The sequence below is a fragment of the Paraburkholderia sp. EB58 genome, from assembly GCF_050436665.1.
GTDB lineage: Bacteria > Pseudomonadota > Gammaproteobacteria > Burkholderiales > Burkholderiaceae > Paraburkholderia.
Window position 1 is genome coordinate 13,114 of sequence record NZ_JBNDMQ010000031.1, and the last position, 15,962, is coordinate 29,075.

A 15,962-nucleotide genomic window follows, 5' to 3' on the forward strand; every position below is an offset into this window, starting at 1 on the left:
GATGAAATGTCTTGCCTGCGAATTCGACAAGCGGCGTTGCGCCGCCTTTCGTTGCCGCATGCATCACGTGTTGAGATTGATCGCGACTGCCTTGACCTCGGTGTAGAGCTTGATCGCGTCGAAACCGCGTTCACGGCCCCATCCCGACTGCTTGTAGCCGCCGTATGGCAGCGCGGCATCCGGAGAAGACAGTGCGTTGACATTGACGATGCCGGCCTGAAGCCGCCGCGCCATCTTGTGCGCGATGCCGAGATCCTTCGTCCAGATGCTCGCGGCGAGGCCGTAGGTCGTGGTATTGGCGGTGGCGCTGATGCGCTCGAGGTCAGCGTCGTCGCTGAACGACATCGCGCACAGCACCGGGCCAAAAATCTCTTCGTCGTGAACCGCCATACCAGGCTTCACCCCCGTCAGCACGGTCGGCTGCACGAAGAAGCCGCGCTCGCCCGCCGTGCCGCCGCCAGCATAAAGGGTCGCGCCTTCTTCCTGTCCGCTATGGATGTAGCCCGTCACGCGATCGAGCTGGCGCCGGGAAATGACCGGGCCCATCTCGGTGCCGACCTCCATGCCGTGGCCCAGCTTGATGCTTTTCGCTCGCCGCGCGACGGCCTCGAGCACCTGATCGTAGGCGCGCTCGTGCACATACAGCCGCGAGCCAGCCGCGCAGATCTGGCCGGCGTGGAAGAAGATCGAGGAGCACACGCCCGCAGCCGCGGCTTCGAGGTTCGCGTCCGGGAAGACGATGACGGGAGACTTCCCGCCCAGTTCAAGCGAAACACGCTTCAGATTGCCGGCCGCGGCCAGCAGGATGCGCCGCCCGGTTTCACCGGAGCCGGTGAAAGCGACCTTGTCGACCCCCGGGTGAGCGGCAATCGCGGCGCCTGTCGGATTGCCGAAGCCGGTCACGATATTGAGTACGCCCGCCGGGACGCCTGCTTCCAGGGCGAGCTCACCAAGGCGCAAGGCCGTGAGCGGTGTTTGCTCCGACGGCTTGAGCACGATCGTGCAACCCGTGGCCAGAGCCGGCGCGATCTTCCACATCGCCATGTTGAGTGGGAAGTTCCATGGAATGATCTGGCCAACGACGCCGATCGGCTCGCGCAACGTATAGGCATGCCATTCGCCCGGCAGCGACACGTTCGGCGTTTCCCCGCCCATCTTGGTGGTCCAGCCCGCCATGTAGCGCAGCATTTCAGCGATGCCGGCTACGTCCCCGTTGCGGCAGAACGGCAGCGGCTTGCCGCTGTTGATGCATTCGAGCTCGGCTAGCTCATCGCCGTTAGCTTCGATCAACGACGCAAAGCGCAGCATGATCCGGGTTCGTTCGGCCGGCGTGGTCTTGCTCCATGGCCCTGTGAACGCACGGCGTGCGGCGTCGACAGCGCGGTCGACGTCGCTCGCCGACGCCTCGGCTGCCGTGGCAATCAGCTCACCGGTGGCCGGATCGAGAATGTCGGTGCGCCGCCCGGAGTCCGACTCGACCATGCGGCCGTCAATCAACAGGTGGTGCTGCCGGGAGAGAAAACTTCGCGCGGCTTCACCCAAGGCGGGATGAAAAGTCGTCGTCATGTCGATGTCCTTCCGTTTTCAAGGAAAAAGAACCGTGCTCATCTACCCAGCAACTGGCGGGCGATGATGAGTCGATGAATCTCGTTCGTGCCTTCAAGAATCTGGTTCAGCTTCGCGTCGCGCATGAAGCGCTCGACCGGATACTCGGTTGAATAGCCATAAGCGCCATGTACCTGGACGGCTTCCAGGGCGACTTCCATCGCGACATCGGTGACGTAGCACTTGACCATTGAAGAGAGAATCGTCAGACGGCTGGTATCGCCGCTGTCGATTTCCTGGGTGCTTGAATACAGCAGCCTGCGCGCGGCCTCGACCTTCATGGCCATGTCGGCGAGCTTGAACTGGATAGCCTGGAAGTCGCCGATACGCTTGCCGAACTGACGGCGGTCCTTCGCGTATTTGATCGACTCGTCGACTGACGCCTGCGCAAGACCCAGCGACGACGCCGCCACCGAGGGCCGGTTGAGGTCGAGAATCTTCATGCATGCCTTGAAGCCGCTGCCCTCGCCGCCCAGCAGGCAATCCGCATCGATACGCATGTCTTCGAGAAACACCTGGTAGGTCGGCGAGCCATGCCGGCCCATCTTGACCTCCTTGCGTCCAATCTTGAGTCCAGGTGTTTTGGTATCGACGAGGAACACGCTGATTCCGTCGTGACCGCGCCCTTCGGCGGTCCTCGCGAACAACAACATGTAATGGGCCTGGGCGGCCCACGTGATCCAGCTCTTCTGCCCGTTGATGACGTACGAAGCGCCGTCGCGGCGCGCCGTCGTGCGGATCGCCGACACGTCGGAACCGGCTTCCGGCTCGCTGATCGCGACTGCCGAAATCGTGCGGCCACGCGCCGCCTCCGGCAAATAGCGCGCTTTCTGTGCTTCGCTACCGAAGTGCAACAGCGGCAAGATAAGCCCGATCGAGTTGTTTGCGCACAAGGTCGACGCCGCGAGTGACACCTTGCCAATCTCTTCCTTGGCGATACAGACGGACGTCAGGTCGCCGCCCGGGCCGCCGTAGGATTCCGGCACCCACATCTGCAACAGTCCCAGATCACCGAAGACCTCGACAAGTTCCTCTGGGAAGCGCCTGGTTTCCTCCATGCCCGCCACCAGCGGTCGCACCTGCTCGTCCGCGACCTTGCGGACCATGTCGCGCAGCATCTCTTGCTCTTCGCTGAATTTCACTCCGTCCTCCTAACGTGGTTTGGCTCTGTCCATCTCTATGAGAACGGAGTTCATCTCGCCATCGTCTCTTCAGGTACCACTGCGCTTGCAGCCACCGGCTGCACGCCCCTGACAATGTCGATAAGCGCGCGCACGTCTTCTGGCAGGTCATCCGCGCGCCAGGCTACATGTCCGTCCGGGCGCACCAGCACGAGCTTGCGCTCATACAATGCACGCGCCTTTTCGTCGTCGATATCGGCCACACTCAGCGGAACGCCGGCCTGCCTGGCTGCGCCAAGCAGCTCATCGACCGCGAGCGCCTTGTCGAAGCGAACCAGCACGAAGCCGCGCCCGAACAGGTCCAGCGTGGAGCGGTCGGGCTCAAGCCAGACGTGCGGCGCCCGATGACCCGGCCGGGCAGTCTGGACATAGCTGTTGATGGTGTCTTCCGGTTCAGCCGTGCCGTCCGGAACCACGATGGATGAGCCTTCGTAACGAAAGCCGAGATGAACGCCGATCGTGTACCACTCGCGCTTCATCATCTGCGTGTAGGCGTCGCCAAAGATCTGGCGCGCCCTATCGCCATCGGGGCCCGGCTCGAAAACCGTTTGGCTCAGGCTTTCGCGCGGCGTAAGCATCAGCTTGAGGTTATTGGTTGCTTCGTTCACGTTGCGGATGGCCACCGGGCGACGCTCGAATTCATAGGTATCGAGCAGGTGCGGCCCCCCCCAGCCTTCGGTCATCGCCTGCAGCTTCCAGCCGAGATCGACGGCGTCCTGAATGCCCATGTTCATGCCGAAACCGCCCGTCGGCGAGGTCAGGTGGGCCGCGTCGCCCGCAATCTTGACGCGCCCCGTGCCGTAGTCGTCGGCCACCAGTTGGCGACGAATCCATGGCATGAGCGAAATGATCCTGAACTCGAAGTCATCGCGACCCACGGCGCGGCGGAATGCCTGCGCCACATCGTCGTCGGACAGGGTCCGCATCGTCCCGTCGCCGACGATCGAAAACCGCCACCAGTCCCGCCCATTGATCGCGACAACCGTGCTCCAGGTGCCTTCCGGACCGATAAAGATGTAGCGGTAACCGGGCTTTTTGTCGTGCAACTGCTCAAGTCCCCGGCATTCAATGATTGCGTTGGTGGTATAGGTCAGGGCCGGCGTGCCGCTCATCTTGATGCCCAGAGCCTCCTTGACCCGGCTCGCACCGCCGTCGCAGCCCACCAGGTACTGGCACTCGATGTGCCGCTCTTCGCCCGAATTCACGTCCCGCACCCGCACCGTCACTCCGTCATCACGTTCAGTGTGACCAACAAACTCCGTGCTGTAATGGATCTGGACCTTGCCGGTCTTCGCGGCGAAACGCGTCAGCACCGGGTCAAAAAAGTTTTGCGGGCAACGCTCGCGCTTTTGCGGGCTTTGCTCAGGCTTAAGCTCGGCGCGCACTGTGGGGAACGACTCACGGCCGAACTCGTAGCCGCCGTGCAACTGCGAGACCCACGCATAGTCCTGCGAATAGTCGCGGTTATATCCGGCATTCTCGACATCGTCGACGATGCCCCAGCGCCGGCAAAATTCCATCGTACGAATGCCGACCATGTCCATCTTGGGCTGGAATACCTCGCCGTCGCCCTTCTCGATCAGCACGCACGGCACGCCACGCCATCCCAGGTCGCCGGCTAGCGCGAGGCCAACCGGCCCCGCTCCCACGATGACCACAGGCGTGCGCTCCGCTGAATTCAATTGCGCCATAGTTGCAAGCTCCATCATCCATTACACGTCGATTTGACTGGACGGCTCACCGGTCTGGAATCGACTCACGGTGAAACGATCTGGAGCTACTGTACCGAGCGAAGCGTTACCTGGGCCAATACTGTTTGCGAAGGTTTCGAGAGGATATTCCTCTTGAGGGACACCAATATTCTTCGTCTAAGAGGATCGGAAAATCGTATTGGTGTCGCTTCCCACTGCGTGTCTATTCTGTGAACGGTTGTCGGCTCGGCGACAGTCGACGCGACTAAAACGATAAAGCCCGTTTGGAGACATTCATGCATACCCTGGTATCGGCAGCACCGCTCAAACTCGAGCGATCCGCTTTTATAGCCACTCAGCTCCCCTTCGCGCAGACGATTCGCCAGCGGTGGCCCCTTCTCGTCGCCGGCCCAATCGGGTGGTAAGTCAATTGATATTCAGGAGTCTAAAGATGACTTATGAACGCCCCTGGTACCGCTGGTACGTGCTATTCATTCTGACGTTGATCTATACGTTCGGTTACGTCGACCGGCAGATCGTCACCATTCTTGCCCCGTACCTGAAGAAGGATATGGGCATCTCCGATGCGCAACTCGGTCTGCTGTACGGCACCTCGTTCGCCTTGTTCTACTGTGTATTCGGCATCCCACTCGCGCGCCTCGCCGACGGTTGGAGCCGCGTCAAAACGCTGGCGCTGGGCCTCTCGTTCTGGTCACTGATGACCGCGCTATCGGGCCTGTCGCGCAACTTTACGCAACTTGGCGTCGCCAGAATCGGCGTCGGCGTAGGCGAAGCGAGCGCAACCCCGGCCGCGGTTTCGCTGCTGGGGGATTATTTCGAGCGCGCCCGCCGCGGCACAGTGCTCGCGCTGTATTCGGTGGGTGTCTATGTTGGCGCGGGCGCTTCGCTGGCTGTTGGCGGCACGATCGTGTCAGCGTGGCAACATGCGTACGGCAAGGATCCCAGTGCTGCGCCGTTCGGATTGACCGGCTGGCAGGCGTCGTTCATCGGCGTCGGCGTGCCGGGTCTGATCTTTGCAATGATCGTACTGCTGACCATTCGGGAACCGATGCGCGGCAGACTCGACGCGGTGGCGCCCAAGCGAGATCCTCATCCGTTTGCTCATGCCCTGCGCGACCTTGGCGCGATGGTGCCGCCGTGGAGCTGGATGCATCTGCGAGCGACAGCCGCGCCCCCGCGTGAGTATGTCCGCAACACCACCTACCTTTTGCTAGCGGCGCTGGTGGCCGTGTTGGCGACCTGGGCTACGAACCAACTCCTCTCCGCGAGTCATAACGCCGAGATCGGTTCGGTACTGGGGCTGTCGATAACGAGCAACCTGGTCCAATGGCTCGCAATCGCGATCGCCGTGTATGTCTGCTCCAACTGGTATCAGGCCACACGTCTCGGTGACCCAGCAGCCCATCGCCTGATTACGGGTTCAAAAACCTTCGCGGCAGTCACCGTGGCCGGCGCATTTCTCGCCTTCGCAATGAATGCGGTCAACGGCTTCGTATTCGTCTACGCGAGCCGCAAGCTCGGTCTGACCGCCGAAGCGGGCCTGCACCTGGGCATCATCGCTATCATCGCGGGGGGCGTCGGAATCACAATTAGCGGCTATCTGTGCGATCTTGCCAAGCGCAAACATCCTTTCGGCCGCCTGTATTTCGTCTGCTTTACCGCGTCGGCTTTCACAGCGGCGAGCGTCGTTCAGTACCTCACCCCCAGTGTGACGACCTTTTATTGTGCCTACGCCGTCGCGACGTTCTTTGTGCCGATGTGGTTTGGCCCGCTTCAGGCCACCACGCAGGACCTCGTGATTCCACGTCTGCGCGGCACGGCATTCGCCGCGTTTTCGCTGGGGCCGAATATCTTTGGGCTGGGTCTCGGACCCTATTGCGTCGGCCTGATCAGCGACGCGTCAGGCAATCTTCGCCTCGCCATTCTTTGCGCGCTTGCAGTGTTACCTGTGTCGATCACGGCACTGCTGGTGGCAAGCCGCTCGCTGCTGGACGGCGAAGAGGCCGCCCGCGCCGAACTCGCGGTCTTCAATGCAACGGCCGAAGATGAATACGCCGCGGCGGTCGTCGAACACCAACTGATCCATTGACTCCGTTTGTCTGAAACCGCCCGAACGCCGACTGCAATCGGTAGTCAGGGCGAGACATTCAAAACATCATGTAACCATGACAGGAGCAAATCAACATGACGAGTCTTACGCAAAGACTTGCGGATTTCGCGACCCAGACCCGTTTCGAAAATCTCCCGGCGCCTGTGGTAACCGAATGCAAGCGGCTTCTTCTCGATACGATCGGTTGCGCGCTTGGCGCAGTCCGGACGGAAAGTGGACGCATTGCACTCGACTACGTCCACCTCCTCGGCGGCAAGCCTGACGCGACCGTTCTCGGCACCACGCAGCGGAGTTCCGCGACCGCCGCCGCCTACGCCAATGCACGCCTTGCCAACGTGCTCGACGCGGACGACACCTTCCCCACTTCGACGCACTTCGGCAACGCGACGGTCTTTTCTGGATTCGCGCTGGCCGAACTGGATGGCCGCAGCGGCCGCGATCTGCTGACGGCAATTGCGGTCGGCTTCGATATTGGCGCACGGATCGGAAGCTGGATGGGCGCGCCGATGCAGATCGAAAACGGCAAGGTGATCGGCTGGAATGAACTGGGCGGTCCGGCTGCGACGATCACGTGGGCAGCGATTGGCGCCTCCGTGAACGTGGCGGGACTCGACGCGAAGCAGGCCAACCATGCATTCGGCATCGGAGGCAGCAACTCGCCGCAACCGACACTGCGCAAATGGGCCGAATCTGTCGAGCAGCCGATGTACAAGTATGCCGATGCCGGCTGGTGCGCGGAAATCGGCGTCTCGTCCGCGCTGCTCGCCCGGCTGGGCAGCACAGGATTCAAGGACATTCTGGACGGACAGAACGCCTTCTGGAAGTTCTATGGTTCGCCGAGTCACGACGACGACGCACTGCTGGCGGGGCTCGGTTCCGACTGGCAAATCCTCAACACCACCTACAAGCCCTGGCCGTGCTGCCGGTGGATCCACCATCCGCTGACCGCCTTCACCCGGCTACTTGCCCTGCACGAACTGCGACCGGAGGAGATTGATCGGGTGGTGGTGCGCGCCAATCCGTTCGCGCTCACGCCCATCTTCCGCGAGCAGCAACCGCGCGATCCGCTGAGTGCGGAGTTCAGTCATGCGCATGCGTTGGCGGCCGTCGCGTGGCAGATACCGGCCGGACCTCTCTGGTATGAACCGCAAACCATGAACGACGAGCGGATCGTCACATTCCGCAACCGGGTGAGCGTAAAGGCGGAGCCGAGTTCCTCGAATATTGCGGAGTGGATGACGGGCGGGCAATGGCGAGGGGTGCCAGGCGGCGTCGATATATATGCACGCGGACAGGTCTTCAGCTGCACCGCTGATCACGCGAGCGGCGACCCATGGTCCACGTCGACGCTCTTCACAGACGAACAGATTAGCCGCAAGTTCAACGTCATGGTCGGCCTCAGCGAGGGGGGCGACGGTGCCCATGAGCTACAGAGCGCGGTAAGGGCACTCTGTGACGCCGTAATGACGCTCGACGATGGCCCGGTCAGTCGGATCGCGGACGGCTTGTCAGCGGTGGCGCTGGCGAAATCCGATCCGGTAACACTGCCACGCGCTGCTGGCGAACGGCTTTAGGCAAAGAAGTTAGGGTTTGCTCGGTTTGACACTCATTGTGAACTCTCTAATATTTACCAATGGTTGATCCACTGACATAAATATGCCGCACCGAAAAAGACGGTTTCAATCAATTGGCGACATAACGCGACTCAGGAGACAAAGGTGAAGCTTGCAAAAATATTCGTTGGAGTCCTCACACTTGCTGCGGCAGGTTCCGCGCTGGCCCAGAGCAACGTAACGCTTTATGGCCTGCTTGACGAAGGCCTGAACTACGTCAACAACGTCCAGAGCGCGCAAGCTGGCGCGCCGCACGGACGCACGGGCGGGAGCCAGTGGCTGATGTCTAGCGGCATCTTGCAGGCGTCGCGCTGGGGACTGCGCGGCGGCGAAGATCTGGGCGGCGGCTTTAAGGCCATTTTTGTCCTGGAAGACGGTTTCGACGTGGGCACAGGAAAATTTCAGCAGGGCGGCACCTTTTTTGGTCGGCAAGCCTACGTTGGGCTAAGCAGTGCGAAGTTCGGTAGCGTCACACTCGGGCGTCAGTATGATTCGATCGTCGATTCAATCGGTCCGATGCAGGCGGGGTCCTATGCATTGGGCGCGTTCGCCGACCATCCTGGTGACATTGACAACGTGGCAGACCTGCAGCGCATCAACAACGCAGTCAAGTACACCAGTCCCACGATGGGCGGCCTCACTGTCACCGGCCTGTACAGCTTCGGAGGCGTCGCCGGTTCGTTCGGACGTAACAGCATTTATTCCTTCGGTGCCCACTGGGACTTCAGTTCGCTGAGCCTGGCAGCGGGCTACTTGCACATCAACAATCCGAACCAGTCGTTCTATGGCAACAATTCGACGGGCTCCACCACAGCCAATAACCTTGGCGCAACCAGCGGCGTACAGGCCAACCCGATCTATGGTGGCTTCGCGTCCGCCGGAAAATTGCAGATCTTCTCTTCGGCAGCCCAATACACGCTAGGATCCGCCATCGTTGGCGTGGGCTACTCAAATATCCGCTTCCAGGACCTCAACGATCCGGCATCGGGCACCCTCAGCCTGACGAACCCGTTCGGCTATACCGGTACGGCCGCGTTCAATAACTACAACGTGTACGCCAGCTACTTCATCACCCCGTTCCTCCAGGCCGGTGCGTCCTACAACTATCTGCGCGGCGGCGCCATCGACGGTAAAGAAAGCGCTGCTTATCAAACGATCAATGTGGGCCTCGACTACTTCCTTTCGAAGCGTACCGATGTCTACATTACCGGTGCGTATATGAAGGCGTCGGGCATCGACTCGACGAGACAAGCAGCGGTGCCGTACTTCGTGACGCTAACGCCATCGGACACGTCGAATCAGGTGGTGGCTCGCATCGGGATTCGGCATAAGTTCTGATCGCTCCGGTTGATGGCGAAGAGGACCAGCGGCCGGCGCCTCATGCCGGCCGCTTGCGTTTCGACGGGTGCACTGCTTGACAGCAATGTATCATTCGCTCATCATTGCTCTTAAAGGTTGATCCATTGACACATATTTGCGCCTGATTGGCGCGCCTATTACCAGTGAGATGTCCGATGTCAGATCCTCAGCGCCTCGACCGTAACGTGCCGGTCACCTCTTCTTCATCGCAGCGCCCACTCGACGGTGTCGTCGTGGTAGAAACTTCCAGCTTCCTGACGGGCCCATTCGCCGCGATGATGCTTGCCGACCTCGGCGCCGACGTCATCAAGGTCGAGCCGCCCGGCGGCGACGGGTTTCGCAAGTTCGGCCACAATCGCGACGGCTTCGGTGCCTCATGGACCAACGCAAACCGGGGCAAGCGCAGCGTCGTGATCGACCTGAAGACCGAGGAAGGCACGCGCCGGCTGAAAAATCTGATCGCGACCGCCGACATCCTGGTCGAAAACTGGCGGCCTCGCGTGGCGGCGTCGCTGGGTCTCGGCCAGGACGTTCTTGGATCACTCAATCCGCGCCTGATCCGCCTGTCTATCAACGGCTTCGGCGACACCGGCGCGCTCGCGAATGCGCCCGCCTTCGATTCGCTGATTCAGGGGCGCACCGGTATCGTCGCGGCTGAGGGACGCAACGGCAAGCCGGCGGTCACGCCGTTCAACATGGTCGACAAGGTCACTGGCGTATTCGGCGTCCAGGCGATTCTCGCCGCGCTCTATGAACGCGAAAAGACTGGACGCGGCGGCCATATCAAACTGCCGATGCTCGATGTCATGGGCTACTTCAACTTCCCCGACATGTTCCAACACCGCACCTTCGAAGGCGACACCTCTGCATGGAAGCCGCCGGCTTCCCAGGTGTTGGAGACCTCGGATGGATTCGTTGTCATCTCACCCGCGAACGGCGCGCAAATGTCGAAGACGCTCAATGCCATCGATCGCCCGCAGTGGAAAGACGAATTCAAGCAGATGCGCGATCCCGTCGCTATGGCCGAAGAATTCTTCCGGCGCGTCAGCGAAGTGGTGAAGGAGCGCGACACCGCCTTTTGGCTGGCGCGTTTCGAAGCTCTGGATGTACCTGCTGCACCAGTGTTTTCGCTCGATGAATATCTGAACGATACGCAGGTGCAAAACAATCGTGTTTTCGAATTCGTGGATTCGCCCGTCGGTCCCATCAGAACGGCGCGCTACCCCGCCACCTTCGATGAGCGCAGATTGGCCGCCCGTTCGGGACCACCTTCGATTGGCGAGCACGACCAGGATATCGGCGGACATTGACGACGGCGTTTTATACCGGCTGGTGCCTGGCACACGTCACGCAACGCGGAGGCCGCACCGATTCACTCAACCATAGGAACCCAACATGAAACTCGCGAGCTTCAACGGTGGACACATCGGCGTCGTGATCGGCGATGAAATCGTCGACGTCACCGCCCAGGTGAACGCAACCCCAGACGCCTGGCCGCCGGTCGGCATGCTGCACGTCATCGATCGTTTCCCGTCACTGAAGGCCAGGCTGGAAGATTTCGTGCAAACCGCGCCTCGCAAGCCGCTTGCCGAAGTCAGACTGGAAACGCCGGTTGCGTGGCCCAACAAGGTGATCGCATTTCCCGCCAATTATCACGCTCACGTCGAGGAGATGAAGCATGGCACGGGGCTCATCTCCCCCTTTAAGGCAGACGGCCAGGGCTTCTTTCTGAAAGCGAATTCGAGCCTGAGCGGACCAGCCGATCCGATCGTGCTGCCGCGTATCGCCAACCGGCAGATTCACCACGAATGTGAGCTTGCGATCATCATTGGCAAAGGCGGCCGCGAGATCGCCCGTGAGGATGCACTTGCCCATGTCTTCGGCTACGCCTGCCTGATCGACGTCGTCGTACGCGGCAAGGAAGAACGCGTGATGCGCAAGTCCTACGACACGTTCTGTCCGGTCGGACCGTATATCGTGACCGCTGACGAAGTGCCCGGCTACGATTCCATCGAACTGAAGCTCTCGGTCAACGGCGAGGTCCGCCAGCAAGCGAGCACGCGTGACCTGATTGTCGATATCCCGGAGATGATTCGCATGGCATCGGCGGTGATGAAGCTGTATCCGGGTGACATCATCGCGACCGGCACGCCCGCGGGCGTCGGCCCGATCGTAGGCGGCGACAAGGTCGTCATCGAGATTGCGCGGGTCGGCTCAATGGCAATCGACGTCGTGCAAAGCGAAGGCGGCGCGCATCCTGTCTGGGATAAGCCGGTCAACTAAGCGAGGGCCACGACGCGCATGGATTCCGCTCAAACACAACAAGCTCACGGGCGCTCCGCCCTGCGCACCGAGCGCATCAGAACGGACGACGGGCTGACGCTGATGGCCACTGTCAGCGGCGAACGCGGGCAGCCGGGCGTCATTCTTTTACACGGCGGTGGCCAGACGCGCCATTCGTGGCGCGGCACCGTCAGGACGCTGGGCGAACTCGGCTACCACGCAACGGCTTTCGACGCCCGCGGGCATGGCGACAGCGACTGGTCGCCGAAGTCTGACTATTCGTATAACCGCCTCGCGGACGATCTCGAGACGGTCACCCAGCACATGGGCTGCGTGCCGGCGATGATCGGCGCGTCTATGGGAGGCATGACCGCGATGCACGCGATCGGCCGTGCAACGGCCTCGCTCGCACGTGCGATGGTTCTCGTTGACATCGCGCCGCGCGTCGATCCAAAGGGGCTTAAGCGCGTCAACGACTTTCTCAACGGACATCATGACGGCTTCGCCAATATCGAGGAAGCCGCAGACGCGGTCGCCGCATACAACCCGCACCGGCCTCGCCCGAAGAACCCGCAGGGCCTGATGAAGAACCTGCGTTTACGTGAAGACGGGAGACTGCATTGGCATTGGGATCCGGGCTTTTTCCGCGCACGCACCGACGATCAACGTGAACGTCAGGCGGCCCGACTGCTCGAAATGTGCCGGCAGATCACGATTCCGGCATTGCTTGTGCATGGCGCCGAGAGCGATGTCGTAAGCCTGAATGGCATTGGCGAACTGCGTGCACGTTTGCCCCAGCTCGAAATCGGCACCGTCCCCGGCGCAGGTCACATGATCGCGGGCGACCGCAATGAGGCTTTCAATGTCGCCATTATGCCGTTTCTCGAACGGCATCCACCCACTGTCTAGCCCCCTCGGGAGATGGTTGGCCATCCCAGGCAAAGCCCACGCCGCTATCGCGGTGTGCGTTTCTGGGTTTTCAGGTTTTCTGTCGAGCGCCATTTCAAGCGGCAGTCAATCTTCCGCGGGCAGCATGAAAGAAACCGGAAGGCCCGTGTTCGGCACTCCCGTCTTCCACCGCCACTCATTCGGACGCGGGCAGACTGCCAACGTAAGCCAGCGCGCAGAGCATCATCGCGGAGGCAATCACCCGGGCTGCATCTGCGGCACCATTGCGCATCCGTCTCCAACGATCTGTCGTCATCGTGTTCATGCTAGTCCTTGCTTGCCGAGGATTACCCACCGCTGTATACAGGAAAGGCGCGCGACCAGAACGCGCCTTTCTCCATTTACGCTGCGCTCTGCTCGGGCTGTTTGACTGGAGTGTGATCGCGCACCGCTCCACGCACCGTATCGATCAGCGCCAGAGGATCGTCCGGCAACGTATCGCCACGCCATGCGACCTGACCGTCAGGCCGTACCAGAACGAAGGCTCGTTCGTACAATTCACGCGCTGCCTCGTTGTCGATCCCGACGGTCTTGATCGGTACGTTGCGAATCTTCGCTGCTTCGACCAGCGCTCGAGTGTCCGGTTTGCCGCTTTCGAAACACAGCAATACGAACTCCTTGCCGAACAGATCAAGCGTAGACTGCCCTTCGTCCAGCCACACGTGCGGCGCGCGTGAGCCGGGCCTCGCCGTTTGCTCGTAGCTCGACACTTCGTCGGGAGGTTGCGCTGTGCCATCGGGAACGATGATCGGCGAGCCCTCGTACATGTACCCCAGGTGAATACCGATCGAAAACCATTCCCGCTTCATTAGCTCCGTGTAGCGGTTGCCGAACTCGATTCGCGCCGCCCCGGAGTTCGGACCATCCTCAAAAATCTCCTTCGATGGCGACAACACTCGCGGCGAGAGCATCCGCTTCAGATTGCCAGTTGCCTCTGCGACGTTGCGAATCGCAACTGGGCGTTGTTCGGTCTCGTAGGTCTCAAGCAGATGCTCGCCACCCCAGCCCTGCAGGCTTGCAGCCAGCTTCCACGATAGATTGACCGCGTCCTGAATGCCGGTATTCATTCCGAATCCGCCGGTCGGGGAGGTCAAATGCGCCGCGTCACCTGCAAGGAATACGCGCTTCGTACCGTAGCGGTCGGCCACCAGTTGACGGCGCACCCACGGCAACATCGAGAGAATCTCGAACTCGAACTCGCGGCCGACCGCGCGCACGATTGCGCTACGCATATACTCTTCGGTGTGCGTCTGGCGTGTCTCGTCGCCGACCAGCGAAAAGCGCCACTGATCGCGCCCGTTAATCGCCACCAGCGTCGCCCATGTGCCCTCCGGTCCGATAAAGATGTAGCGGTAAGCACGTTTCTTGTCATGCAGCGATTCGAGGTCCTTGCAGCCGAACACGACATTGGTCGTGTAAGTCAACGTGGGTTCGCCGGTCATGCCAATGCCCAGCGCCTGACGCACCACACTCGCACCGCCATCCGATCCGACCAGATACGAGGCCTCGACGACCGTTTCCTCACCGCTTAACGTGTCCCGCAAGCGGGCCGTCACGCCCCCGGGCGTCTCCGTGAACGCGACCAACTCGGTGTTGTAGCGGATCGTAACGTCAGGCGAGCGCTGAGCGAACCGGCGTAGCACCGGATCGAAGAAGTTTTGTGGACACCGCTCCCGCTTTTGCGGGCTTTGCGGCGGACATTTCTCCTCTTTCGGGCTAGGAAAAGCTTCCCGCCCGAATTCGTAGCCGTTCAACCCGGTGACCCACGCGCAATCCTGTGGATAGTCGCGGTTATAGCCGGCCTCGTACACCCACGGCACGATACCCCAACGGCGGCAGTATTCCATTGTCCGCACGCCGACCATATCCATTTTTGGCTGGATCACTTCACCGTCGGTCCGCTCGACGAGCAGGCAAGGCACGCCACGAAAACCCAGGTCGCCGGCTAGCGCCAGTCCAATCGGGCCCGCGCCCACTATCAATACAGGTGTTTGCATATTTCGTCTCCAAGTGAAGGTGCCCGTTACCCGGCGGCCCGTTGCGCGGCTGGCTCGACCGCCTCTTCCCGGTATAGACCGAGCTTGCGCAGCGCGGGGATGTCGTTGACCTGGAACAGCATCGCCGCCGTGTCGGACGACCGATTGATGTGCTCGTGCGCCGCCCACGGCGGAATCGCGAGGAAGTCACCTGCACCCCATTCGAAGGTTGTGCCATCAACGATCGTGGCGCCCGTTCCACGCATCACGTAATACACGACGCTTCCCGTGTGACGATGGGCCTTCGTGTGCATGCCCGGTCGCAACGACTGCAGCACGGTACCGATGGTCGGCATGGCGGAGCCGCCCGTCAGCGGATTGAGATATTCGAGCGCCGTGTCGTCGAATGGATCGGGCGGCAATCCCGCCGCGGCGCGCAGCGCCTCCTGCGAACGCTCGGCCGAGTACACCAGCAGCGGATTGACGTCGGGCACCGCCCGGTCGTTGAGCGGCTTCATGATGCCGCTTCCGTAGCGCCGGTACGAGTGGTCGGGAATGGACGACACGGGCTGCCGCGGCTCGGCTGATCCCTCGAAAAACGTCGCGTGCATCGAGCGAACCAATGAAATATCCAGCACGTCGAGCCAGATCATCGGCTTGTCGCCTTTGTGTTCGTGGTCATGCCACGTCCAGGCCGGCGTCAGTACGAGATCGCCTTCGTTCATCTCGTAGCGTTCGCCGTCGACGATCGTGTCGGCGCCGCGACCCTTCATGATGAAACGCAACGCACTAGCCGCATGGCGGTGCGCCGTCGCGATCTCACCAGGCAGGATGTACTGGATCGAAGCCCAGAACGTCGGCGTCGTGCCGAACGGAAGCCCGCGATTGGCCAGCCGCAGCGTCCTGCGCTGGCCACCCGCTTCAAGCTTGAGATTTGCGCCGATCTTTTCAAGCAACCGTTCGAGATCGCGCGCCTTCCAGTGCGCGGGCTGCATGGTCGATTGCGGCTCCCGCGTAAAAAGCGGGCCGTCGGTTGGCTGGGCGACCCGGCAGTTGTACTCGTTCAGTTCATCGACCAACGCCTGGCGTTGAGCGGTATCTGTCATTACTGCTTCACTCATGGCGACTCCGTTGACAGTCAGCAGGGAGGGGATTTCAAACAAATGGCGTGGCTT

The 15,962-nt window shown here is 61.3% G+C and carries 11 protein-coding genes; 6 read left to right on the top strand and 5 right to left on the bottom strand.

The annotated features are described in order from the left end of the window. Positions 1 to 63 precede the first annotated feature (63 nt). From P3T40_RS33145 to P3T40_RS33155, 3 genes are read right to left on the bottom strand one after another with little or no spacing between them, the layout of a single operon-like run. Entirely contained in the window at positions 64 to 1,566 is a 1,503-nt protein-coding gene (locus P3T40_RS33145) for an aldehyde dehydrogenase family protein (protein WP_429271938.1), read from the bottom strand. Between the two features lie 38 nt (positions 1,567 to 1,604). Next, positions 1,605 to 2,747, bottom strand: a complete 1,143-nt coding sequence (locus tag P3T40_RS33150) for an acyl-CoA dehydrogenase family protein (RefSeq protein WP_429271939.1) — start codon at positions 2,745 to 2,747, stop codon at positions 1,605 to 1,607. 50 nt (positions 2,748 to 2,797) lie between these two features. Then, positions 2,798 to 4,477 carry an FAD-dependent oxidoreductase gene (locus P3T40_RS33155; RefSeq protein WP_429271940.1) on the bottom strand — a complete coding sequence of 560 codons (1,680 nt, stop codon included), beginning with the start codon at positions 4,475 to 4,477 and terminating at the stop codon, positions 2,798 to 2,800. Positions 4,478 to 4,928: 451 nt separating this feature from the next. Between P3T40_RS33155 and P3T40_RS33160 the strand changes: the two genes are divergently transcribed. The 6 genes from P3T40_RS33160 to P3T40_RS33185 all read left to right on the top strand — a co-directional run bounded on the left by P3T40_RS33160 (position 4,929) and on the right by P3T40_RS33185 (position 12,772). After that, entirely contained in the window at positions 4,929 to 6,587 is a 1,659-nt protein-coding gene (locus tag P3T40_RS33160) for a spinster family MFS transporter (protein WP_429271941.1), read from the top strand. Between the two features lie 95 nt (positions 6,588 to 6,682). Further along, positions 6,683 to 8,182, top strand: coding sequence for an MmgE/PrpD family protein (locus tag P3T40_RS33165; protein WP_429271942.1), 1,500 nt, complete (start codon positions 6,683 to 6,685; stop codon positions 8,180 to 8,182). 144 nt (positions 8,183 to 8,326) lie between these two features. Beyond that, positions 8,327 to 9,559, top strand: coding sequence for a porin (locus P3T40_RS33170; protein WP_429271943.1), 1,233 nt, complete (start codon positions 8,327 to 8,329; stop codon positions 9,557 to 9,559). Positions 9,560 to 9,735: 176 nt separating this feature from the next. Beyond that, on the top strand, positions 9,736 to 10,890 hold the full coding sequence (locus P3T40_RS33175; protein ID WP_429271944.1) for a CaiB/BaiF CoA transferase family protein: 1,155 nt from the start codon (positions 9,736 to 9,738) through the stop codon (positions 10,888 to 10,890). A gap of 85 nt (positions 10,891 to 10,975) precedes the next feature. Beyond that, complete coding sequence (locus tag P3T40_RS33180; protein WP_429271945.1) at positions 10,976 to 11,863, top strand: fumarylacetoacetate hydrolase family protein; 888 nt, start codon at positions 10,976 to 10,978, stop codon at positions 11,861 to 11,863. Positions 11,864 to 11,881: 18 nt separating this feature from the next. After that, the gene (locus P3T40_RS33185; RefSeq protein ID WP_429271946.1) at positions 11,882 to 12,772 is read left to right on the top strand and encodes an alpha/beta fold hydrolase; all 891 of its coding nucleotides are present in this window, start codon (positions 11,882 to 11,884) and stop codon (positions 12,770 to 12,772) included. Positions 12,773 to 13,152: 380 nt separating this feature from the next. Here the strand turns inward: P3T40_RS33185 and P3T40_RS33190 are convergent, their stop codons facing one another. Then, positions 13,153 to 14,808, bottom strand: coding sequence for an FAD-dependent oxidoreductase (locus P3T40_RS33190; RefSeq protein WP_429271947.1), 1,656 nt, complete (start codon positions 14,806 to 14,808; stop codon positions 13,153 to 13,155). A gap of 26 nt (positions 14,809 to 14,834) precedes the next feature. After that, the gene (locus P3T40_RS33195; protein WP_429271948.1) at positions 14,835 to 15,908 is read right to left on the bottom strand and encodes a cupin domain-containing protein; all 1,074 of its coding nucleotides are present in this window, start codon (positions 15,906 to 15,908) and stop codon (positions 14,835 to 14,837) included. Positions 15,909 to 15,962: the final 54 nt, after the last annotated feature.

Bases quoted from the DNA above. Each gene is read 5' to 3' on its own strand.
- P3T40_RS33145 (WP_429271938.1), bottom strand. From the start codon at position 1,566: ATGACGACGACTTTTCATCCCGCCTTGGGTGAAGCCGCGCGAAGTTTT.
- P3T40_RS33155 (WP_429271940.1), bottom strand. From the start codon at position 4,477: ATGGCGCAATTGAATTCAGCGGAGCGCACGCCTGTGGTCATCGTGGGA.
- P3T40_RS33160 (WP_429271941.1), top strand. From the start codon at position 4,929: ATGACTTATGAACGCCCCTGGTACCGCTGGTACGTGCTATTCATTCTG.
- P3T40_RS33165 (WP_429271942.1), top strand. From the start codon at position 6,683: ATGACGAGTCTTACGCAAAGACTTGCGGATTTCGCGACCCAGACCCGT.
- P3T40_RS33175 (WP_429271944.1), top strand. From the start codon at position 9,736: ATGTCAGATCCTCAGCGCCTCGACCGTAACGTGCCGGTCACCTCTTCT.
- P3T40_RS33180 (WP_429271945.1), top strand. From the start codon at position 10,976: ATGAAACTCGCGAGCTTCAACGGTGGACACATCGGCGTCGTGATCGGC.
- P3T40_RS33185 (WP_429271946.1), top strand. From the start codon at position 11,882: ATGGATTCCGCTCAAACACAACAAGCTCACGGGCGCTCCGCCCTGCGC.
- P3T40_RS33190 (WP_429271947.1), bottom strand. From the start codon at position 14,808: ATGCAAACACCTGTATTGATAGTGGGCGCGGGCCCGATTGGACTGGCG.
- P3T40_RS33195 (WP_429271948.1), bottom strand. From the start codon at position 15,908: ATGAGTGAAGCAGTAATGACAGATACCGCTCAACGCCAGGCGTTGGTC.